We start from the raw sequence: 22,533 nt of genomic DNA, 5'->3' as shown, positions 1-22,533 counted from the left end.
CGTTCTGGAGTGACACCTCTTCCTGACGGCGATGCCTGAACGGAGCGGGTCGCCCCGCGAGTCGACCCGTGCCCCTCCAGAAAGGCGTCTCCTGGTGCCTTGGCCAAGGTGACGCTCATCCACGTCATCGGGCCTTCCGCGCCCGCTAGCGCGGCAGGCTCACGGTGAAGGTGGTGCCCCGCTCCGCCGTGGACTCCACCTCGACGTGTCCCTGATGCGCGTCGACGATGGCCTTCACGATGAAGAGCCCCAGCCCCACGCTGCGGCTCGCCAGGTCCACCGCGTCGGTGCCGCGCTGGAGGGGCTGGAAGAGGTCCGGGATTCGTGAGGCGGGGATGGGCGGGCCCTCGTTGTGCACCCGCAGCGTCACCCACGCGCCCTCTCCTCGCGTCTCCACCTGGACGGGCGCTCCGGGGCGCCCGTGCTTCAGCGCGTTCATCAGCAGGTTCTGGACGACCTGCGCCAGCCGCTCCTCGTCCCACGCGCCGTGCCCGTCGCCGCTGGCCGCCACCCGCACGTCCGCGGTGGGGTGAGCCGCCTCCACCTCCTCCACGGCCGCCTGACAGACCTGGTGGAGGTCCGCGGGCGCGCGCTCCAGCCGGATGCCGCCGCCCAGCCGGGCCTGGGTGAAGTCGAGCAACTCCTTCACCAGCTTCACCGCGCGGGTGGCCGACGCCTGGATGCGCTCCACCGGCCTGTGGGCCTCCGGCGGCAGGGACTCCAGGCGCTTGAGCCGCTCGGTTCCCATGAGGATGGCGCCCAGGGGGTTGCGCAAATCATGGCTCACGATGCCGATGAGCAGCTGCTCGAACTCCGCCTGCTGCTGGAGCTGTCGCGCGTGCTGCTCCCGCTCCTGCTCCAGCTTGCGCTGCATCGTGATGTCCTGCAGGAGCGCGACATAGCCGTCCACGGAGCCGCCCGGCGAGTGGTGCGCGATGAAGGACACCCGCACGTCCCGCTTGCCGCCCAACCGGTAGGGCACGTCATGCTGCTCGAAGGAGAAGCTCTCGCCCGCCAGGCCCCGCCGCACGTACGGGCCCAGCACCGCGTAGGCCGCCTCCCCGATGACCTCCCGGACCTTGCGGTTGCGCATCTGGTCGCGCGAAATCCCGAACCACTCCTCGTACGCCTTGTTGACGCGGCCGTAGCGCTCGTCCGCGTTGACGTACGAGACCGGGACGGGAATCGCGTCGAGCAGCAGGGACTGCTCCGCCTCGCTCGCGCGCAGCTGCTCCGTGAGCGCCTCGTTGCGCTGGCTCACCTGCATCTTCTCGGTGACGTCGCGGAAGATGAGCACGGCCCCGGAGGGAGCGCTCGGTCCCGTGCGAATCGGCGCGGCGCTGTCCTCGATGGGGACGTGCGTCCCATCCTTGCGCAGCAGCAGCGCGGGCCCCGTGAGGCGCTGGACCGACTCGGAGCCGAGCGCCCGCTCGACGGGGTTCTCCAACGGCTCCCGGGTGACGGCGTCGACGACGCGGAAGACCTCCGCGACCGGAAGCTGCCACGCCTCGGACGTGCTCCAGCCGGTGAGCCGCTCGGCCACCGGGTTGAGGAAGAGGACGCGTCCGACCGGGTCCGTGGTGATGACCGCGTCGCTGATGGAGGCGAGCGTCGTGGACAGGTGGGCCTCGCGCTCCCTCAGCCGCTCCCCCTGGGCCCGCACGCGCAGGAGGCTGGCCACCCGGGCGAGCATCTCCGCGTCGTCGAAGGGCTTGGCGACGTAGTCGTTGGCGCCCGCCTGCAGGCCCTCCGTGAAGTCCTCGTGGGCTCCCCGCGCGGAGAGCATCAGGATGGGGAGGGTGACTTCATCGTAGCGCTCGCGGACGTAGCGGCACGCGTCCAGCCCCGACACGCCCGGCAACCGCCAGTCCAAGAGGAGCACGTCGGGAGGTGGCCCCGAGGAGAGCCGCTCGAGCGCCTGCTCGGCGTCCTCGAACGTCTCCACCGCGTGGTGCCTGGCCAGCAGCTCCCGGGCCCGCGCGCGCTGGAGCGGACTGTCCTCGACCAGCCACACGCGGGCGGATGGCGCCGTGCGCGAAGAGCGCTCCTTCGAGGCTGGAGGAAGACCCGGGGGCTTGTTCAAGGGCGGGGGACGTCGGTGGTGCGCGGGGGCGCTTGTCCACCCAAGTTAGGCAGGACCCGGCGGGTCCGTCGAGGGCTTCACCCCGAGGCCAAGGTCCCCTCACTCTTCATCCCAGCGCCCGAGCGCACCCGTGCGCGCGCTCGAAAGGCCCGGCCCGCCCGGCCGCCTGGCCCAGGCTGAAGCCACCGGTCGCCACGGGCTCAATCCGATGCATTCCACGACCAGGGGGATGGAATCCCATCCAACCAGGTTGGGATTGGGCCTGTGTGTTCGTCGGCTGACGATGCATGGCGTCATGAGGTTGCGGCTTGACTGACAGACTTTATCTCGTTTCAATGATTACTCCGGGTCCGCCAGTTCTTCTCGTGGCGTGAACCGGTTGTCCGTATCACTCACACAGGAGCAACCCATGAAGATCAAGACGCGCGTTCGTGCGGGCCCCATGTCGGCTGATGACGGTATCGGCGGCGGCGGAGGTCGCGGCTGTGGCGGCGGCATCATCATCGCCACGCCCCTCGACATCTGAGCGGCTTCCCGTCGTAGCGACTCGGCCGTCGGCGGACCGTGCACGGTCCGTCGGCGGTCGTTGTCTTTCCGGCCCCCAGGGCACGGCCCGTCTCGGACACCCAGGTCCCGAGGTGATTTCGGGGTGTCTGTTAATTCTTGATATTCAAGTATTGATGTCTTTGTGGCTGGAATTCCAGCACGCAGGACAGTGATTGCGGGGCATCGCGTCACGCGTGTCCGCAACCGGTGCCTGGATGGCTGGTGCAACTTGACCTCAAGATTCGGATTGGTTCTGATTGCGACTCCGGGTCCGCGAGGTTTGTGCTTCGCGTGAAGCGGAAATCACGTCTCACTCACACGAGGAGCAGTCCATGAAGATCAAGACGCGCGTTCGTGCTGGGCCGCAGTCCGGTGGTCGTGGCTGTGGTGGTGGCGTCATCATCGCCGCGCCCCTCGACACGTTCTGAGGTGGTGGCGTTGAGCTGAGCCAGTCGCTGGTGGCCCGTGCACGGGTCGCTGGCGGCTGTTTTTCTTCCAGGACCCGTCAGGAGCATTCGCGTGAGCCAGGACTCGGTGCCGGTGTCGGTGGACCCTCACGAGACGCTGTACGTGCCGCTGAGGCGTCGCTTCATCAAGGAGTACCTGACCTCGCCCGAGGGCGTGCGCGAGCTGCACATCTATTACGGCACCCGGGAGATCTCCATCGAGGAGCAGGACCTGCACTCCTTCGGAGAGCAGCTGTGCCTGGAGGACTCCTTCATGGCGGGCAACGCCACGAAGTGGACGACCGGTGAGCCGTATCCCTGGGAGCGGGTGAAGGAGCTGCTGGAGGCGCTGCTGGAGGAGGGCGTCGTCACGCGCGAGGCCCCGACGCTCGCCTTCGAGAGCGAGTCCCACCGCAAGTACCTGGCGATGGAGGCCAGGCGCGTCGCGCCCACCGAGCCCCTGTGGTGGAACCCGGACGCCCCGGAGGTGATGCGCAGGCTGACGGGCCGGCCCCTGGAGCTGGGGTTCCTGGAGGCGGTGCTGCCGGTGTACCGCATCGCGCACCCCGCGCTCGACACCGAGGGGCGGCACATCGGGGAGAGCAACACCTTCCCCGAGCAGATGCGCATGAAGATGGACACCGAGTTCAAGGCCTGCCACTTCGCCGGCAGCCGCTATCGGAACAACGCGCCCATGAACGTGACGGCGCTCAAGTCGATGATGCGGCACTGGAAGCCGATGATGCACGCGGTGCGCGCGGTGCGGCAGGCGTTCCTGCGCCCCGACACGGTGCTCCCGGACGGGCGCTGGCGGATGGGGGACCTGCACGCGGCGGCGTGCGCGGTGCTCGCGGTGCCCTCGTACATGCTGATGCGCGCCAACGACCCGGTGCCCAACGGGCAGCTGGACCCGGTGCTCTCCAACATCTACCGCGTGACGGACGGCGTGCGGATGGTGGCCGCGTACATGCTCTTCCTGCCGGAGGAGCCGCTCACCTACGACTCGCCCATCTCGTCCGCGGAGCTGTTGTACGTGACGGACCGCGACAACCACTACCTGTCCAACCGAGGCGTGTGCGCGGGGCCGCCGAACCTGGTGGACGAGTACTTCCAGACGCTGATGGACGGGCGGCCGGTGGCGAACGAGGAGCCCATGTCCTTCGCATGGGAGAAGGACATCGTCCCGGGCGTGGACTACGGGCAGCTGGGGCTGCAGCTCTACTCGCTCCAGTTCAACCTGTGGAGCTACATGTGCCGCGCGTACGAGCAGGTCCGCGCGGTGGCCGAGTCCGTCACGCCGACGGAGGGCGACTTCTGGAGCGGCCTGCGGGCGCGGCTGAAGAAGGACTTCGAGATGATGCGGCCCACGCGCCTGCACACGGCCACCCAGCGCGACTGGGCGGAGGCGCGCTACATCGAGATGTTCGACCGCGCGCAGCGGGGCATGAGCACCTTCAAGGAGGAGTCGCTGGTCCACCTCAAGGACATCTTCACGCCCGTGCACGACGCGGTGTTCGAGGCGACGCGCAAGCGGCTGCGCATGGTGGTGCGCGCGAAGGTGGGCGACGCGTTCGGGACGCAGGCGGACGCCATCGCGGACGCGGTGGCGGAGTACCTGACGCTGGAGCGCTCGGCGCTCCTGGCCCTGGAGAACGTGCAGCGGGAGACCAACGCGCTCCTGCGGCGGCCTCATCCGGAGCGGCGGTTCACCAACAAGGACCTGTCGCTCCACCACCGCATGCGCGCGGGCACCGTCGGCGTGCTGCCGTACCTGCTGGACGTGTTCCGGGACGAGTTCGGCGTGGACATCGACAACTCGCCGGAGGGGACGAAGCTGACGCCGGTGGGCGCCCCGCTGGCGGCCGAGGGCGCGGTGTGTCCGTTCACCGGGCGGACGGCGTCCGTCGCGTAGCCGCCCTGCTCAGTCCAGGAAGGGCTGGATGCCCCGGCTTCGCTTCGCGAGGCCGGAGGCGAAGAGCCCGCCGCAGTCCTCCCGGCGGGTGCAGCGCTCGCAGTCCTCGGCGTAGAGGTTCTTCCAGTCGGAGATGCTCTTGCGCGCGAAGGGGTGCAGCTCGCCGGGCAGGGTGCAGAGCGGGTGGTTGTAGAGGGACGTCTCCAGCCCCGCGCGGCTCAGCGTGCGGACCGCGGCGGTGAGCTGGGGCCGGTAGTCGAGCGGGTCCATCCAGAGCAGGCCGAGGTTCGCCTTGGCGAACCCCATCAGCTCCAGGCCCATCAGCGCGACGTGGTCGACGAAGGCCAGGTTGCGCGCGATGAACTCCGCCAGCTGGGGCAGGCGCGCGTACGTCTGCGCGTGGACCACGCAGCGCAGCTCCACGCGCACCCGGGCGCGCTTGAGGTGGAGGATGCCTCGGACGGTTTCATCGAAGGCGCCCAGGGCCTGGACGACGTAGTCATGCTCCTCGGGCAGGTCCGAGTAGAGCGGGATGCCCAGCATCAGGTCGGGGTGCTGGACGTCCGCCACCGCGCGCGCCAGCTCGGGGTTCGCGAAGCCGCGCCCGTTGGTCAGGAGGTGGACGGCGGTTGTTGGCAGGTGGTGCTTCATCTGCGCGAGCAGCGCGATGAGGCGGCCCTTGAGCAGGCTCGGCTCGCCGCCGGTGATGCCGAGCTCGCGCGTCTCCGGGGAGATGAGCGGGAGCGCCTGCATCAGCTCGTCCAGCAGCCAGGAGTCATCCTGCTTGCGGGGTGGCTGGGAGCACATCAGGCAGTGGTTGTCGCAGCGCTCCGTCACCAGGAACGTGTTCGACGGAGAGGCGCGGCGGTACAGCGTCGACAGGGCGTCGCGCTCGGGGTGGATGCGCACCACGTCCCCGTCCGCGAGGTAGCGCAGGTTCGGAGGCAGGACGTAGGTGTCCCCTGGGGCCGGGCTGCTGCTCACGAGGCCCTCGTCCCACAGGAGGTACCCCCGGAAGCCCGGGGGCAGTGAATGCGTGGGACGCCGGACGAGGAGCACCTCCCGCTCATGGGCGAGGGGCGCGTCGTCCAGGTGCTCGCGGAGGCGGGCGATGAACGGCTCAATGGAGCGCGTGGAGAGCGCCTTCAGGCCGGCCGAGGAGAGGTCCAGGGCGGGCATGGCTCAGCGCCACCCCATGAGGATGTCACGCGCGCGGGCGTCATCCGCGAGCAGGCCGATGAGGTGGCGCAGCACGCGCATCTGCTTCTGGCAGAAGGCGCTGAACGCCTTGTGTCCGACGGCGTCCTTCATCGTCGCCTGGTGGAAGACGGGGTCGGCGCCACAGTAGGGGAGGAAGGCGCAGTCGCCGCACATGGGCACGCCCTCCGGCATGGTGTCGCTCAGGTGGGCGAGGAGCGTGTCGGACGTCATGATGGACTCGTAGGAGTCGTGGGAGAGGTGCCCGAGCCGGAAGGAGAAGTCACCCATCTCCGCGAGCATCCGCCCCTCGTCGGAGGCGTACACCGCGCCGTCGTAGTTGTAGACGAGCGCGCCGATGCCGATGCCCGCGGGCGACTGGAGGTCGACGTACGTCGAGCCCCGGGGCGAGAAGAGCTTCTGCAACAGGATGGCGGTGTACTCCTCCTGGAGCGGATAGCCCTGCTCGTTGATGCGGAGGATGTGCGCGAGCCCGCGCCGGTAGAACTCCACCCACGCCCCGACGTCGTACTGGCGAGAGGCGCGCTGGCGGACGGCGAACCCGTAGGGGCTGATGTTCCTGAGGAAGATGCCGTGGAAGCCCTGGCGCACGTACTCGTCGATGATGTCCTCGACGCGCGTGAGGCTCGCCTGCGTCGTCGTCATCAACGCGGAGACGGAGTCCGGTCCGAGCGCCTGTCGCGCCCGGTGAATCGCCTGGAGCGTGCGTCGGTGGCTGTCCCCGCCGCGCACGGGGCGCTGGGTGTTGTGCAGGTCCTCGGGGCCGTCCAGGGAGGTCGAGAGCAGCACGCCGTGCTCGCGGCAGAAGTCGAGCACCTCGTCGGTGAGGCGGGAGAGGTTGCTCGCGATGACGAACTAGAGGTCGCGGCGGTGCACCTGGTTGAGGGCCTTGGCGCGCTCGACGATGTACCGGATGCGCTCGAAGTGGAGCAGCGGCTCTCCGCCCTGGAACTCGACCTTGAGCGTGGGCGAGGGACTGCGGAACATGAAGTCGAGCGCCCGGTCCGCGTGCTCCTGTGACATGTCGAACTCGCGGGCACCCTCCGCCTGTCGGGACACCTGACAGTACGCGCAGGAGTGGTCGCACCGCAGGGTGACCACGAAGATGTGCAGCCCGGTGAAGTTCGCGAGCTGCTCGGCGCGGGTGCGGTACTTCAGCGCGAGCAGCTCCAGCGCCACGCGGGAGTGCTCGTCGAACAGGAAGTGCTTCGACTTGAGCGTCTTGTAGGCCTCGCGGTGCGGGGGCAGCGCGTGACGGACGAAGTCGACCAGCTCGTGTCGGGGGAGCACGACGTATTCGCCCACGTCGTTCGTCACGACGTAGCGGGCGTCGTCCAGCCGGCTGAAGCGCAGGGGCGCGAGCTGGTAGCCCTTCGTGGACTGGTACCTGGCGCGGTCATGGAACATGGTGTGCGTCGACCTCAGTCCTGGCGAATCAGGCCGGTGCGTGAGAAGGCCTGCGCGACAATCAATGCGCGCAGGGCCCGGGTCTCGTCGCCCACCTGCTCTCGCAGCTCCTGGTCCAACAGCTCCTGGAAGAACAGGCGCACCGTCTCCAGCGCGTCGCGCTCGGTGACGGTGGGGGCGAAGAGGAAGCGGATGGGAAGCCGGTCCGCGTCGGGCGAGCCGAGCACCGCGGTGCACCGGTCGGCGAAGCGGTACGCGGACTTCTGTATCGCCGCGAGTCGATAGACGCGCAGGTCGAGGACGGCCTGCACGGCGCCGTCGCGGAAGGTGGGGTCGGTGTCCATGGTCACGTGTCTGCTCCTCACCACTCGATGGTGACGTCGCCCGTCTGGCCGGCGACCAGGTCCACCTCGACGGTGGTGGTGCCGAGGAAACGGTTCTCGATGCGGACGGTGTGCTTGCCCGCCGCCAGCCGCATGAGGGCCGTCACGTCCTGACCCGCGGGCTTGTCGTCGACGAAGATGCGTCCGCCGGGGAAGGCGACGAAGGACACCGTCGCGGGCTTGGGGGGCGGCTCGGGCGCTTCGTCGGGAGCGGAGTAGCCGCCGCCGTAGCTGCGGCTCCTGCTGCCGGAGTAGTGGCTGCGGTGCGAGGAGTGGGAGCGGTGCGAGCGATGACCCGCGAGCAGTATCTGTCCGTTGGTGGGAGGGACGACGAGAAGCAGCTCGTCGCGCGAGTCCTCTTCGTTGCGTCGCCGCCACGTGGGTTGGGCGACCTGGAGCTCGATGCCGGGCACGAGCAGCCCTGATGGGGCCGCGCCTCCGAGCAGTCCCATGAGCGCCGCGCTGACGGAGAGCAGCCGGGGAGGTTTCGGGTTCATGGCTTCACCTCACCGATGCGCAGCTCCATCAGGTAGATGCCGTTCCATCTCGCCACGAGCGTCACGCGGCCATCCTTCCAGGTCGTCTGCGTGGGGGGCTTGCCTCCGCGAGGCTGGGGCGGCGCGGGCAGCTCGACCGGGTGTCCGAGGACACGGGAGAGCAGCTCCTTCGTCACGGGCGTGCGCTTCAGATTGTTGAGCACGCGGGACTCCTTGTCCGCGCCGGCCAGGTACGCGCCCACGCAGCGGCCGTCCCGCAGCTCGCACGAGAGGGCGACTGACTCCGTGGTCTTCGACAGGATGTTCGGGTGGCTGGTGGCCTTCAGTTGGAGCAGGGAGATGGCCACCTCGCGCTCCGCGCCGATGAGCGGAATCCGCTCCCGTTCCTCCCGGGCCCACGTGGCGGCCTGTTTCGCGAGGACCGACACCGGTGGGTCGTGCGGCGTATCCGCCAGCTCGGCGGCGAGCGCGGTCGTCTTGTGGAGGTGGAGGACCCAGTCCAGGGTGACGGCCTTGGGACGCGGCCTGGGCGTCAGTTGCTCCACGAGCATCGCGCGGGCCTGTCCGAGTCGCTGCTCCCGGCTCGGTGTGAGCTCGGCGCGAAGCGCGAGGGAGAGCGTCTTCCAGCGGCAGGAGGCCGTTGTGCAGGCCGCGTGCTCCGCCTCGTAGAGGCGCGCGGTCAGCTCGTTGAGGTCCTTCGGGAACGCCTGGGCGAGCACGGGCTGGGCGGAGGCGAGTACCTCCGAGGCGGAGGCCACATTCTTGCGCTCGAGCGACGCGAGGACCTGCTGATGGGTGAGGGACAGGAGGTGTTGTTCGACCTTCGCCCGCTCGGGTGCGTTCGGCGCCATCGCGAGGGCATCCTTGGCGACCTCGTCCACGTTCTGCTCACGGAGCGCATGGGCCAGGTGGAGGTCCGCCCAGGCCTGCTGGAGCTCATGTGATTCGGGCTCACCCAGTGCCTGCAGCTCCGTCTGTGCGTCATCGAGGCGGCCCTCCGAAATGTCTCGCGGTGCTTCGAACAGCCAGGGTTCGGCGAATAGCGCAACGACAATGGCGATGAGCGCATACACAGACATGCCAAATCGCCACTGGCGAATCTTCTGTCTCCTGCCCAGGGTCCAGTCCTGGACCAGGCGGTCAGTGACGACCGCGAAACCACCGAGGGAGAACAGCAGTGCCGCCAACCAGCCGTTCCAGAAGAAGGAGCCGCGGAGGATGTAAAGAAGTGGGATTCCCAAGGCCACGGCGATGAGGGGCAACCGTACCGCAAGGACCTTTCGCCCCCGAGCGGTGAGCTGCCGGTCCTCCTCGACCGGTGGCGCGAGCATTCGCCTTCCCTCGAATTGAACCGTGGTTGAGGGCGCGTTCATGATGCCGTAGGACACGCGCGCGGCGGGCACCTCGAACACCTGGAAGCGCTGGCGGGTGATGCGCTCGTTCACCTTCACGGGGACGCGGGTCTTTCCCCAATGCTCCTTGACCCAGTCTCCTGGGAGGTGCTGCGCGACCTTCTCCTGGGGGAGCACTCCATTCGCGCTGATCTCCCCCACGAGCTTTGCGTCCTGCTCCATGTCCTCATTCGTCCACACCAGTCGGCGCAGGTGCTCGTCCTCGGACATCACGAGGACGTCGGTGCGGACTGAGTCGACCAATTCGAGCCAGCGCTGTTCGCGACCGTGTCCCAGACAGGGTGCACAGGACACGCTCCCTGAGTTGCAGCCACTACAGGAGACCCTCCCACTCGCATCGCACTGCCGGCAGTTCATGAGTCGTCGAGAGTTATTCTTGGCGTAGCCGTAGGCCTTTCGCGTGCCTCGACAGTTCCAGCATTGGACGTTCCCTCTCCCCTTGCACTTGGGGCAGGGGGTCGAGCCCACGCCTCCGCATGGGGAACAGGCGAGAACGGAGAGGCTGCTGTTACGAAGGCTCTCGGACGTTTCCGCCCAGAGGTCGACGCTGCTGGCTTGTCGCCTCAATCCTGTAACGGGGGGAGAGCCGTGAGTCGGGCCTTCCTTCCACACGACCCTCCGCTCCGTGATGGTGGAGTAGATACGTGCGGCTCCGCGCGCCTTCGGCTCCACGGAGCGGATGAACTCTTGCGGATTCGGAGGCGACACGGGCAGTCGCCGGGTCCACTCGACGAAGGCCTGGACGGCGACCTTCTGGAGGGCCTCCGCGTCCGCGGGAGGCATCGGGTCGACAGCCTGGGGTTCCTGGGATGGAAGGCTCATGGGAGACAAGGCCTCGTCAGAAGACGCATCACTGCAACACCTGCCGGGCGACACGCCACGCACCCTCGACGTCCAGGTACCGGGCGGCGTAGTCGCGAGCGAGCAGGTCCTCCGGCACGAAGCCGTCATGTTTCTCGAGCGCCATGTTCTCCACGTGGCGCGTGAGGGACTCGGCCCGAGGTGGCCCCTCCGCCACGAGCGCGCGCAGGGCGCCCTCCACGTCGGCCTGCGGTCCCGCCACGCTCAACACGGGCCCCAGCGTCTGCACCGACAACCCACGGGCCTGGAGCGCGAGCGCCAGCGTGTGCACCACCGCGTCACCAGCCCACGGGAAGACATGGACCTCCATCCCCGAGGCCACGATGGAGTGCTCGCCGAGCCGCCATCGCTGGAACGTCGCCCGAGCCTCCGCGAGCAGCTCCAGCGCCCGCGCATCCAGGTAGCGAGGCAGCCCCTCACCGGCATAGATGGCGCGCATCTGCTCCCGGACGCGGTCATGCACGCGGCCGACACCGGTGGGCTCGAACACGGGCACGCGTCCGGCGGGCGCGGGCTCCAGCTCCACGACCTTCTCGTCGCCCTGCACGGCGAGCACGCGCCACCGCCGTCCACCGAAGATGAGGTACGCGCCGACGAAGAGCGGCTGGTCGAAGGGCATCGTGCCCAGCGTGCGACCCCCGGCCACCAGCCGGAACTCCTCCACCGAGGTGAAGGCCGCATAGAAGCTGTAGTGGTTGACGAGCCGCTCACCCACGCTGCCCAACAGCAGCGTCCCATCCGAGGACTGTGAGAGCAGCTCGCGCTGCCCCAGCCCGCGCAGGAAGCGCACGAAGTCCTCGCGTGACACCCGCGCGAAGGGACCTTCGTGGCACAGCGCCAGGAAGGCCTCGCCCGCCTTGACGCCGCCGTGCTGGGCGATGAGCGAGAGCAACTGCTGCACCAGCGTGGAGAAGTGGAAGGCGCCCGAGGCGGGGGGCTCGAACCAGTTCGTCAGCAGCAGCTCCAGCATCGCCACCGACTGGACCAGCCGCACCCGGAGCTGGTCCGGCAGGGGACTGGTGCTCGTCAGCTCCGCTTCCTGGAGATACAGCCGGAGCACGGAGGGGCCGCCCTTGCGCCCGCTGCGTCCCAATCGCTGACGGAGGCTGGACACCGAGGGAGGCACGCCCACCTGCGCGATGCTCTGCACGGAGCCCACGTCGATGCCCATCTCCAGCGTCGTCGTGCACACCAGGCTCACGGGGCGCTGCTTCGCCTTGAGCGCGGCCTCCGCCTCCTCGCGCAGCTCCTTGGACAGGTTGCCGTGGTGGGGGAAGAACTCGTTGGGCAGCCGCGCGTCTTCACACCTGCGACGCAGGAGGTCCGCGTACAGCTCGACGTTCGCGCGGCTGTTGGCGAACACCAGGTTGTGCGTCCCGCGCAGCGTCTTGAAGAGGTGCGCTCCCACGTCGTGCTCGTCCTCGGGCGGGCCGTCCGTGGGCTCCTCGTCTTCTTCCGGAGTGCGCGCATCGGGCGCGCGCTTGCGATAGCCCCGGAGCTGGAGGAGCAGCTCGCCGCCGCCCGACTCGGAGTTGCACAGCCGCACCTTCGCGCCCGCTCCGGGACGGAGGAACTCCGCGGCCAGCGACATGTCGCCCAGGGTGGCGCTGAGGCCCACGCGGGGCACGGTGCGACGCAGGCTCAGCTCGACCCGGTGCAGGAGCGACTGGAGCTGGCAGCCCCGCTCGGTGCCGATGAAGGCGTGCAGCTCGTCGATGACGATGTGCTCCAGCCCGGAGAACAGCCCGGCGAGCGCGGAGCCCTGCCGGATGAAGAGCGCCTCGAGTGACTCGGGGGTGATGAGGAGGATGCCCGCGGGGGACTGGAGCAGCCGGGCCTTGTGGCCCTGGGACACATCGCCGTGCCACCGGTGCACGGGGATGTGGAGTCCGTCGCAGAGCCCGTCGAGCCGCTCGAACTGGTCGTTGATGAGCGCCTTGAGCGGGCCCACGTAGATGGCGCGCACGCTGCCGCCGGCGTCCTCCGCCAGTCGGCTGCAGATGGGCAGGAAGGCGGCCTCCGTCTTCCCGCTCGCCGTCGACGCGGAGAGGATGACGTCCTGGGTCCCCTCGAGGATGGGGACGATGGCGGCCTCCTGGATGCCGCGCAGCTCCTTCCACCCCTGGGTCCACACCCAGCGCCGCACCTGGGGGTGCAGCCGGTGGAAGGCGCTCGACGCGGCGCCGCCCGGGTCAGAGCTTGAAGGATGCGAGCTCATCATCCGCTCCGGCCGCGGGGGCTCCCGCCTCCGTCTCGCCCAGGGGCGCGAGGTCGGGATTGACGTCCGCGGCGAGCTCCACGCCGCCGAGCAGCTCCTTCCAATCCGCGCCCGGGTTCTGTTCGAGCACGGCCAGCAGGTTGATGAACGCCGTCACGGTGCTGCGGGGCGTGCGGAAGTACGCCTCTCCGATGCGCTCCGAGCAGTGGGTCATGAAGCCGTGGAGCCCCTCATCGGGCAGGCGCTGCGCGGACGCATCTCCCGCGGAGTAGACGTGCCGCAGCTTGGTGAGCAGGACGTAGAGGTCCTCGGGGGTGAGGTTCGCCAGCCGGAGGACCGGGGAGCTGTAGTCGACCAGGTGGCCCACGGCGAAGGTGTTCTGGGCGAGGCGCGACTGGAGGGCCTCGTAGCTGTAGAGACCGCGCCGGGTGTCCATGAGGAACTCGGGCGTTCCTCCCAGGATGAAGCCCAGGCCCTCGGCGCTGCCCTGGAGACAGTCATTGAGGATGCGGAGGATCTGCTCGTAGTTGGACGCGCGGGCCTTGGTGTTGGCCATCTTGTAGAGGTTGACCAGCTCATCCAGACACACCATCAACCCGTCGTAGCCGGACAGGCGGACGAAGCGGGCGAGGAGCTTCAACTGGTCGTAGACCTCCGCGTCGTCGATGATGGTGCGCACGCCGAGCGCCTTGCGGGCATCGGTGCGCGTGGAGAACTCGCCACGCAGCCACTTCACGGCGTCGGCCTTGAGCACCTCGTTGCCCGTGTCATGGCCGCGCCAGTAGGCGGCGATGACCTCCGCGAAGTCGTAGCCTCCCACCAGCTCCGACAGCGCGGCGAGCTTCTCGCGGATGACCACCTCGGGGTTCAGCTCACGGCCCTTGGCGTCGGTGAGGGCGCTGGAGACGAAGCGCTCCACGACGCTGGCGAGCGCGCCGCCCTCGGGACGGGCCCGGGTGGACAGGTTGCGCATCAGCTCCGCGTAGAGGCTGCGGGCCTTGCCGTCCGTCGCGTGCAGGCGCCGGTCGGGGTTGAGGTCCGCGTGCAGGGTGACCAGCCGCTTCTCCAGCGCGATGGAGCGGATGAGGTTGAGGAAGAACGTCTTGCCGGAGCCGTACTCGCCGATGACGAAGCGGATGGCGCTGCCGCCCTCGGCGATGCGCTCCACGTCGCGGACCAGGGCGCGGACCTCCTCGGCGCGGCCCACCTGGATGTGCTGCTGTCCCACGCGAGGCACGACGCCCGCGCGCAGCGACTGGACGATGGTGTCCCGGTCCTTCGGCCTGATGCGTCCCTGGGGCGTCGCGTCCGTCATGACATCATCTCCTTGACCGCTTGTTCATTGAGCTGAAGGGTTTCGTCGCCCTCGAGGATGGGCTCGCCGCACACCTCGAAGGCCGCGTCGTTGATGACGTCCAGCGCGCCGTCCGGGAGCAGGCCGAGTCCGCTGGCCAGCTTCTCCACCTCCGCGCGAGGCCACTCGGGCTTCGCGACGAGCGCGCGCAGCAGCGACGTGTGAAGCGCATCGAGCCCCGCGACCCCTGGCTGCGCTGGCTGGGGCGCGGGAGGGACGGGTTCTTCGTCGGCGAAGATGCTCCCCAGGAGGCTGGAGACCGCGGCGGTCTCCGCGAGCTTCGCCTGGACGCTGCGCATGTCGAGCGCCACCCGCTCGCCCTTCCCTGGAGGTGGCGCGGGGATGGCGAAGCCCTGCTCGGGGGCGCCGGCCAGTCGCATGGAGACGGGCTCGGTCGCGGGTCGTGACGCGGTGGCGGCGTGGACGCGCGAGTAGACGGTGTCCTCGTCGAGCCCCAGCATGGCGTAGAGCTTCGACAGCGTCTTGAGCTCCTGGGGTGACACGTCGCCGTCGGCGACGGCGACCTCGACCAGGAGGTTGCCGAGCGACGTGCGGGCCTCGGGCGTCAGCGCCTCCACGCGCTTCTTGTGGCCCGCGCTGGAGGTGGGGCGCGCGAGCAGCCAGGACACGTGGGCGCGGAGCCGGACCTTCTCCGAGTCGAGCAGTCCCTGCGCGGCTTCGACGAGGGCCTCCATGCGGTGGATTTCATCCGTGGAGACGGTGCCATCGGCGGTCGCCACCGCGGCGGCGAGGTGCAGCATCGCGAGCGCGGACAGGTAGCTCGCGGAAGGGGCGCTCGGTGAATCGGGGGGCAGGGGGAAGAGCCACGCGGACTCGTCGGGGGAGAGCACGGCGCCGCCCATGCGAGGGTCGGGCTCCATGCCGTGGCCCAGCTTCTCGAGGGCCTGGGCGAGCCCCACGGCCTCCGCCTTGCTGAGCTTGCCGAGGGTCGCGGTGGGCCAGTGCCGCAGGAGTTCCGTCGCGGGCACGGGAGCGGAGGGGGTGTCCCCGAGGAATTGGCGCAAGAGGGCGCGGAGAGCCTGCACGTCCGAGCCTCCGTCGATGGACGCCGCGAGCTCGGGAGGAAGCAGGGCCAGGGCGCTCATGCTGTTGCGCGCGTCGGGGTTCTTGCCCACCCAGCGGCTGTAGGACTCGAGCGACTCGCAGCACTCCTCGATGAGCGCGCGCACGGGCTTGAGGGAGGTCTCGGAGGCCTCGTTGATGGAGGCTGAAGACAGCCGCACCGAGCCGCCGAAGGATGCGCTCGCGGGGTTGTAGCGGGCCTCCACCTTCGCCTTCAGGGCGCGAGGGATGATGCCCGCGCCGTGGTCTCGCAGATAGCGTGCACGAAAGAGGGCCTGGAACTCCTCGGGACAGCGCGTGGCGGGAGTTCGAAGCCGGGTGACATGGGTCTCCACGGCCCAGACGAGGGCCCAGTCCGCGGGGAGCGGAAGCGCGCGAGTGGCGGCGGTGCCCGCGGCCATGCGCACGTCGAACGAGGCGGAGCCGGCATTGCGCAGCCAGAACTCGGGGGACTCCTTCAACAGTCCATCCTCGCCAGCGCGGTGCACGCGCAGGACGTCGAGGAAGGCCGAGGCATAGCTGGCGAAGGAGCTGTTCTCGCCGTGGACGTCGAGGAGACCTTGGACTTCGTCTTCGATGAGACGGGCCTCGGCGAGCGCGGCGGGCTCGGTGCCCAGGTCGTGGAGCACGCGCCGTTCCAGCCCGTAGAAGAACAGGAAGACGAAGCCGATATCGATTCCAGGCTGACGCCGTCCACCCGCGAGCCACGCGAGATAGCCCGCACGGGAGGCGGGCGAGAGGTCCGAGTACGAGGGCCAGTATCGCAAGCCCTGTCCACCGCGATTGGGGCGAGCGGCGACCTCGAGCCTGGGGTTGATGAGGGCCGGCTCGGTGTTTGGGGTCTTCACCGCGCGCAGGCGCGAGCCCACGTAGACCATTCCATCCTTGAGCGTATAACCGGCGACCTCGATGGACTGGCCCGGAGCAATCCAGGCCGTCTTCTGCGAAGCGGGAGTCGACGGCTCGGAATCATGCGCGGACGCAGGCTCAACGGACCGCGCGGGTACGATGCGCTGCACGGCCTCGGCGAGTGGCGCGGACGTGGGTTCGAGGGGTTGTGCAGGTGCGACGCGCTGCCCGTTCTCGACGGGCGGGGACTCAACGGGCTTCGGGGTTGGCGCGGGAGTCGACAGCACGCTGAGTTCGAGCGGCGTGGGCTCGACAGGCTTCGGGGTCGGAGCGGGAGAGGAAGGCGTGCGCGGTGCGGGCTCGACGGGCTTCTCGCTCGGGGTCGGCGGAGCGATGACGGCGCGCGCCGATTGCGCGGGCTCGACACGTGAAGCGGTCGGCGTGGAGGCGGCCTGTGCGAGCGGCTCGGCGGCGCTCTTCGCAATGGCCCGTGGCTCATCCGCGATACGGACCCTGAGCCCTTGTGAGAGCCGGGGCGCGCTCACGTTCTCGAAGCGCAGGGCGATGGTGGACGAATCGTGCGAGGTCGGGGACGTGACAGCCGCGAGTCCGACGCCAGCCCGCGCCTGCTGCGCGGCCTTCATCCGCGCATTGACCTTGTTGAGCCAGACGATGCCACCCCAGGCGCCCAGCCCGAGGACGACCACGCAGCACAGGGCGCCACTGGCTCCATCTGACTGAGCAGCGACCACGAGGGTCGGCAGCGCCCGAATCCATACCGCCATTGAGTTGCTCCCCGCCCGGCGCCAAAGGAAGGCGACCGCTCACGTCTGTCTCTACCCGTGAAGTGAATGGTAACGGGATACAGTCGCGAGCGTGAGGGAAAGGGCTCCCCGGAGTCTCACCCCGGAGTGGTATTTCCCTCGGGGCGGTCATGACCCAGCGTGGGTCTGAAGCGTGTCGCGGATTGCGACGCCTCGCTCATGGTTGGGTTTCATTGCCGAGATGTGTGATGCCACTGCCGCTCATTCCCGCCGCGTTCCTCCTCGCAGGTCTCATGGGTTACGGCGCCAAGAAGGCGTACGACGGAATCGACAGCATGAAGGACGCCAAGGACCTTGGCGAAGAGGCCGAGGCGCGACATCGGGACGCGGTTCAGCGGTTGGACGGTGCTCGCGAGGTGCTGCAACAGCAGCTCGACGCCCAGGTCGCGTCCATCGACGCGGCCATCGCGCTGCTGGCACGGGCGTGCACGCACGTGGAGGAGCTGAGCGGGGTGCTCGGCGCGCTCGATGAACGCGCGGGTCGAGCCCTCGACGCGCTGTGGGCGCTGGGAGGCCGGTTCGACGCGGAGGATGATGTCCATCTGGCCCGGTTCGCCACCGCGATGCAGCTGGTGAAGGCCCAGAGCGAGCTGATGCGGATGCCCCTCTTCGCCGCCGGCGGAGACCTGAACACCCAACTGGAGACCTTGCTGGAGCAGTCGCGTGGCCTGCTCCAAAGGGAGACGCCATGACGCTGAAGACAGAGCTGTCCCTGAAGGACGTGCTGATGGGCATCCAGGTGGTGGCCGACTGCGTGCGCGACATCCAGAAGGAGCGCACGGAGCAGACCCTGCTGCGTGAGCAATCCCGGGTGGATGTCGAGCACATCCACGCCATGCGCGACGTGCTCATGGACTACCTGGACCGCAGCTTCGACGAGCGACGGGAGAGCTTCCGCCAGCTCTTCGAGCGTCTGGACGGCGCCATCGCCAGCGACAACGTGGGGATGGCGGCCGCGGTCCTGGAGTCGGTCGTGAAGCTGGCCGACGCCTCGCCTTTCAAGGCGCTGCGGGATGTGGCGGCGACGCGCGCGGCGCTCGGCAAGGATACGGAGTGGAAGTTCTGAGGCGCGAAGTCCCCGCAGGGGAGGCATGCGCGCGGGGGGACGCCTGCCTGCCCCTGGACCTGTGAGGCCGGGGCGTGGGGACGCGGGGTTCTCGGCTGCCTGGAGCGTTCACATGTTGACGCGGAAGCAGCGGATGCGTCGGGTGTGTGGTTCCGGCTCTGGAACGACACGCATGGGGAGGCCGGGACGATGAACCGCAAACGCCGGGTCAGGAGGTGGGCGCTGGGGCTCCTGCTGGGCGTCTGGGGCGTGAGCTGCGAGCCTCACGAGGACACGGGAGGAGGCGGCGGCGAGGGCCTCCCCTCCGCGAAGAACCGTGAGCTGCGCTCGGCGTTCTGGCGGGACCTCATGGCCTCGCGTGAGAAGGCGCCGGACCCCGAGGCACTGAAGGGCCCGGATGCGCAGGGCGTGGGAGGCTCGGGGCGCGCCGAGCCCTCGGGCATCCTGCACGGCCGGGTGACGTGGGTGGGGGACAACGAGCTGCTCGTGCGCGACGGCGCGGGCGTGGAGCAGGACATCGAGGTCGTCCCCGATACACGGTTGAGGCTGAACGGGAACGCCGTGGGCCTGGCGTCGATGCGTGAAGGCGACACCGTCAAGGTGACCTACGACGACGGCCCTGGCGGCTGGGTCGCGCGCGAGGTGGACGTGGAGGTGAGCCCACCTCGGGACATCTCCACCGAGCGCGAGGGCCGCCGAGGACGAGCATCGGGCGAGCAGCGTGGAGGCGGCTCCTCCACGCCGTCTCGCTGAAGACGCTCACCCAGGGGCCACAACGTCCGCTCAGAACGCAGAACCACTCGCGCGCCGTCCGGGGGACGCGCGGAGCGTGGGGTTGAGCTGGGGATGGCGGACGAAGGGCGCGCCGGCCTGGGCGTCGGGCGAGCGATTGATGGAGGTGTCGTCCTCGGTGGCCGTGTAGCTCAAGTCATCCACGAGGGCCGAGTCCAGCGCCCGCAGGAACACGGAGTCGCTGCTGTTGTTGAGCCCGAGCGCCCCGGACGAGGCGGACACGGTGTTCGGTGTACCGGGCGAGTAGCCACGATTCCCACCGAACACGACGTACGCCTTGCCCGCGGGGACGATGGTCCCGTTGGCGAAGACATGACGGACGCTGACGGAGTCCGACAAGGTCCACCCGGACACGTCGGCGGGGGCCGTTCCCAGGTTGACCAGCTCGATGAACTCGTAATCGGGGTCCGGCGTGGAGGTGCCGTCGCCGTTCGGGGTGGAGGGCTCGTTGGCGAGGACCTCGTTGATGATGACCCTCGGCGCAGCTGGCGGTGCTCCGCCAAAGGCATAACGGCTGACGACCGGGTAATGGTCGCTGACGACGCTGCCGTAGTTGGGAATCCCCGTGGGTCGGATGACCGTCAGCGAGCCCGGGACGAAGGTCCCGGCGACGCTCGCGTTGACGAGCGTGTGGTCGATGGTGTCGGAGTGGCTGGTGGTGGTGCTCTCCGGGCGACTCGACAGGGCCCCGGTGATGAAGGTGTAGTTCGAGTCGCTGGTGAAGTTCTCGAAGGGCGTGGCCAGCGGGACCCCGGCGACGGTGGTGATGGACACGTCCACGTCGTCATTCCAGTCTCCGATGACGAACACGTTCTGGAGCGCCTGGTTGTCGAGATAGGACTTGAGCCCGAGGCTCGCTTCCCGTCGCCGCCCGTATGAGGACTCATCGGCGAACGCCTTCATGTGCAGGACGATGACGGTGAGGGGCGTGGTCGTCCCTCGCAGGGTGAAGTCGACACGCAGGGGAGGGCGTCCGGCGAAGAGGGATTCGCTCTCCACGAGGATGAGCTCGGCGCTCTGGAACGTGACGCTGTCGTCGTAGAGGATGGCCGGCTTCTGCTCGTTCGTGGAGTAGTAGCCGCCGGTGTTGGGGACGCGGCTCCAGTCATTGGCGACGAAGCCCTGGTGGTTGGGGAGCTGCGCGAGCACGGTCTCGAAGTCCTGATTGTCCACGACCTCGACGAGCCCCCAGATGTTGGCGCCGGTGTCGCGGAGGATGTCGCGGGTGTGGGCGATCTGCAGGTCATCGGGTGCGCCACCGGGAGAGGTGGAGTTCGGAGGGCCCAGGGTGTCCGAGCCGAACCACTCGAGGTTCCAGTGGCCCACGGTGATTTCGACGCCCGCTGGGAGGATGTTGAGCGGCAGCTCGCGTGAGGCGAAGGAGTTCCGGTCGTCGGTCACCACGAACGTGATGCGCGGGGTTCCCGCCGTGGTGGGGGTGCCGGAGAGCGTCCCCGTCGTGGAGAGCGAGAGCCCCGCGGGCAGCGTGCTCGAGGTGCTCCACCTCAGGGGCGCCCTGCCACCGGACGCGGTGAGGGTGACGGAGTAGGGCTGGCCCACGGTGGCGTCGGGGAGGGTCGTGGTCGTCACCGCGGGAGGTGGCTCGATGATGGTGAACGAGAGGCTCTTGTCCGCGAAGCGGCCGTTGGCGTCGGTGGCGCGCGCGGTGAAGGTGGTGGCGCTCGCGTTCGTGGTGCCGCTGATGAGGCCGGACGTGGAGAGGCTCAGTCCCGAGGGCAGCGTGCCCGAGGCGATGCTCCAGGTGATGGGCGCCTTGCCACCGGAGGCGGCGAGCTGGGTCGAGTACGGCTGTCCGAGCGTGGCGGGCGGCAGCAGGTCCGTGGTGACGCTGGGGAGCGCGTAGACGGAGACCGTGACCTGAAGCGTGGCGGCGCGGCTGGCGACGTCGGTGACGCGAAGGGTGACGGTGGAGGAGGCGGCGGTGGGGCCGAGGGTACCGGACACGAGCCCGTTGTCCGGTGAGAGGCTGAGGCCCGAGGGCAGCGTGCCCGAGGCGATGCTCCAGGAGAAGGGCGCGCGCCCGCCCGCCGCGGTGACGGAGCTGGAGTACGAGGTGCCCGCGTAGCCATCCGCGAGGGTGCCGCTCAGGGAGAGCGGAGCCTCGACGATGAGCGCGAGTGCGCGGCTGTCGGTGCGGCCATTCGCGTCGGAGACGCGCAGGGTGACCGCGTGGGAGCCCGTGGTCGAGGGCGTGCCGCTCAGCGCGCCTTGGGTCGACAGGGAGATGCCCGGGGGGAGTGCACCGGAGGCGAGCGTCCAGGAAAGGGTGCCCTGGCCACCCGTGGCGCCGAGGGTGTGTTGGTAGGCGATGCCGCGAGTCGCCTCGGGGAGGCTCTGCGTGGTGATGGTGGGCAGCGTGGAGACGGAGACGGAGACGGAGCGCGAGACGGTGCGGCTGTTGGCGTCACTGGCGACGACATTGAAGGTGAAGTCGCCGCTCTGGGTGGGCTGGCCGTGGAGGAGCCCCTCGCGAGCGAGGGTGATTCCGGGAGGGAGGGGCCCCGTCGTGGTGAACAGGTACGGGGGCTTGCCCTGGGAGGCCTCGAGGGGGCGGGTGACGTTGTCGCGGACGTAGAAGCTCAGCGCGGGAACGGCGGCGAACGCGGGAGGCAGATAGGTCGAGACAGAGACCTCACGCGAGTCCGTGGCGCCGGCGGAGTCCGTGACGCGGAGGACGAGGGTGAAGTCGCCCGACGTGGTGGGCGTCCCTTCGAGGTGGCCCGAGTCGCGGAGGCTCAGTCCGGGAGGCAGCGTCCCGCTGACGAGCGCCCACGTGTACGGCGCCGTGCCGCCGAGCGCGGTGAGGGCCTGGGCGTAGGTCCTGTCCGTATAGGCATCGGGGAGGTGGGTGGCGGTGATGGTGAGGCCGTCGCGGACGGTGAGCTGGAAGGCGGAGGAGGCCGAGCGGTTGTTGGCGTCACGGACCTCCAGGGTGAAGGCCGACGTGCCCGAGGTGGTGGGGGTACCGACGAGGGACAGGGCGTCGAGGCGGAGCCCCGCGGGCAGGGTGCCCGAGGCGAGATGGAGGGAGAGGGGAGGGCGGCCGCCCGAGGCCGTGAAGTTGAACGTGTAGGGAGCGCCGACGACGCCGAGCGACAGGTTGGTGTTGGCGAGTGTCGGCGGGGTGAGGACGGTGAGCTCGAACTGCTTGGAGACGCGGGTGCCGGCGCTGTCCTCGACCTGGAGGGTGGCGGAGAAGGAGCCGACGGCGGTGGGGGTGCCGGACACGAGGCCCTGGTTGGAGAGGCTCAAGCCCGAGGGCAGCTCACCGCTGGCGAGGCTCCAGACGAGGGGGGCGGTGCCGCCGGAGGCGACGAGGGGCGTGGCGTACGACTCACCGAGGTAGGCGTCGGGGAGCGCGGTGGACTGGATGGAGAGCGGATTGCCGCCGCCATCGGAAGGGCCGGGGCCCGAGTCGGGCGTGTCGGGCAGCTTCGGTGGGGGCGAGCTGGAGCAGGCTGCGAGAGAGACAATGAGCAGCAGCGAAAGGGCGCGGCTTGACCGCATGGGGACTCCGGTCCGTCGGAGCAGGAGGTTGTGCTCCGTGGTGCAGTCGACACT

15 protein-coding genes are annotated in these 22,533 nt (G+C 69.3%); 4 read left to right on the top strand and 11 right to left on the bottom strand.

The features are described from left to right. Nucleotides 1-145: 145 nt before the first annotated feature. The gene (locus tag AC6JA9_RS41010; protein WP_497958781.1) at nucleotides 146-2,014 is read right to left on the bottom strand and encodes a hybrid sensor histidine kinase/response regulator; all 1,869 of its coding nucleotides are present in this window, start codon (nucleotides 2,012-2,014) and stop codon (nucleotides 146-148) included. A 1,134-nt stretch (nucleotides 2,015-3,148) separates the two neighbouring features. Here AC6JA9_RS41010 and AC6JA9_RS41005 point away from each other — a divergent pair. Further along, the gene (locus tag AC6JA9_RS41005) at nucleotides 3,149-4,987 is read left to right on the top strand and encodes a hypothetical protein (protein WP_223750475.1); all 1,839 of its coding nucleotides are present in this window, start codon (nucleotides 3,149-3,151) and stop codon (nucleotides 4,985-4,987) included. Nucleotides 4,988-4,996: 9 nt separating this feature from the next. Here the strand turns inward: AC6JA9_RS41005 and hxsC are convergent, their stop codons facing one another. The 9 genes from hxsC to AC6JA9_RS40960 all read right to left on the bottom strand — a co-directional run bounded on the left by hxsC (nucleotide 4,997) and on the right by AC6JA9_RS40960 (nucleotide 16,976). Further along, nucleotides 4,997-6,166: a His-Xaa-Ser system radical SAM maturase HxsC gene (gene hxsC, locus AC6JA9_RS41000; RefSeq protein ID WP_497958780.1), complete on the bottom strand. Its 1,170-nt coding sequence runs from the start codon at nucleotides 6,164-6,166 to the stop codon at nucleotides 4,997-4,999. Between the two features lie 3 nt (nucleotides 6,167-6,169). Further along, nucleotides 6,170-7,054, bottom strand: a complete 885-nt coding sequence (hxsB, locus tag AC6JA9_RS40995) for a His-Xaa-Ser system radical SAM maturase HxsB (RefSeq protein WP_497960833.1) — start codon at nucleotides 7,052-7,054, stop codon at nucleotides 6,170-6,172. A 6-nt stretch (nucleotides 7,055-7,060) separates the two neighbouring features. After that, on the bottom strand, nucleotides 7,061-7,612 hold the full coding sequence (locus AC6JA9_RS40990) for a 4Fe-4S cluster-binding domain-containing protein (RefSeq protein ID WP_497958779.1): 552 nt from the start codon (nucleotides 7,610-7,612) through the stop codon (nucleotides 7,061-7,063). 14 nt (nucleotides 7,613-7,626) lie between these two features. Beyond that, nucleotides 7,627-7,956 (bottom strand): His-Xaa-Ser system protein HxsD, encoded by a 330-nt coding sequence (gene hxsD / locus AC6JA9_RS40985; protein ID WP_223750472.1) that lies wholly within the window; start codon nucleotides 7,954-7,956, stop codon nucleotides 7,627-7,629. Between the two features lie 17 nt (nucleotides 7,957-7,973). After that, nucleotides 7,974-8,492, bottom strand: a complete 519-nt coding sequence (locus AC6JA9_RS40980; RefSeq protein WP_223750471.1) for a hypothetical protein — start codon at nucleotides 8,490-8,492, stop codon at nucleotides 7,974-7,976. Next, complete coding sequence (locus tag AC6JA9_RS40975) at nucleotides 8,489-10,261, bottom strand: hypothetical protein (protein ID WP_497958778.1); 1,773 nt, start codon at nucleotides 10,259-10,261, stop codon at nucleotides 8,489-8,491. The genes AC6JA9_RS40980 and AC6JA9_RS40975 overlap by 4 nt, the downstream gene beginning before the upstream one ends. 493 nt (nucleotides 10,262-10,754) lie before the next feature. Then, nucleotides 10,755-12,983, bottom strand: a complete 2,229-nt coding sequence (locus AC6JA9_RS40970) for a DEAD/DEAH box helicase (protein WP_497958777.1) — start codon at nucleotides 12,981-12,983, stop codon at nucleotides 10,755-10,757. After that, a complete protein-coding gene (locus AC6JA9_RS40965) occupies nucleotides 12,958-14,298 on the bottom strand; it encodes an ATP-binding protein (protein ID WP_497958776.1) in 1,341 nt (446 codons plus the stop codon). Before AC6JA9_RS40965 ends, AC6JA9_RS40970 begins: the two co-directional genes overlap by 26 nt. After that, a complete protein-coding gene (locus AC6JA9_RS40960; protein WP_497958775.1) occupies nucleotides 14,295-16,976 on the bottom strand; it encodes a tellurite resistance TerB family protein in 2,682 nt (893 codons plus the stop codon). Before AC6JA9_RS40960 ends, AC6JA9_RS40965 begins: the two co-directional genes overlap by 4 nt. A 305-nt stretch (nucleotides 16,977-17,281) precedes the next feature. Between AC6JA9_RS40960 and AC6JA9_RS40955 the strand changes: the two genes are divergently transcribed. The 3 genes from AC6JA9_RS40955 (at nucleotide 17,282) to AC6JA9_RS40945 (ending at nucleotide 18,912) form a co-directional block, all read left to right on the top strand. After that, entirely contained in the window at nucleotides 17,282-17,785 is a 504-nt protein-coding gene (locus AC6JA9_RS40955) for a hypothetical protein (RefSeq protein WP_497958774.1), read from the top strand. Continuing rightward, a complete protein-coding gene (locus AC6JA9_RS40950; RefSeq protein ID WP_497958773.1) occupies nucleotides 17,782-18,159 on the top strand; it encodes a hypothetical protein in 378 nt (125 codons plus the stop codon). The genes AC6JA9_RS40955 and AC6JA9_RS40950 overlap by 4 nt, the downstream gene beginning before the upstream one ends. Before the next feature lie 189 nt (nucleotides 18,160-18,348). After that, entirely contained in the window at nucleotides 18,349-18,912 is a 564-nt protein-coding gene (locus AC6JA9_RS40945) for a hypothetical protein (RefSeq protein WP_223783785.1), read from the top strand. Between the two features lie 30 nt (nucleotides 18,913-18,942). Here the strand turns inward: AC6JA9_RS40945 and AC6JA9_RS40940 are convergent, their stop codons facing one another. Then, nucleotides 18,943-22,479, bottom strand: coding sequence for a putative Ig domain-containing protein (locus AC6JA9_RS40940; protein ID WP_497958772.1), 3,537 nt, complete (start codon nucleotides 22,477-22,479; stop codon nucleotides 18,943-18,945). Nucleotides 22,480-22,533 lie beyond the last annotated feature (54 nt).

Source organism: Myxococcus sp. MH1, from assembly GCF_059738865.1.
Note: the sequence above shows the minus strand (reverse complement) of the source record. Positions and strands in the feature narration are given on the sequence as shown.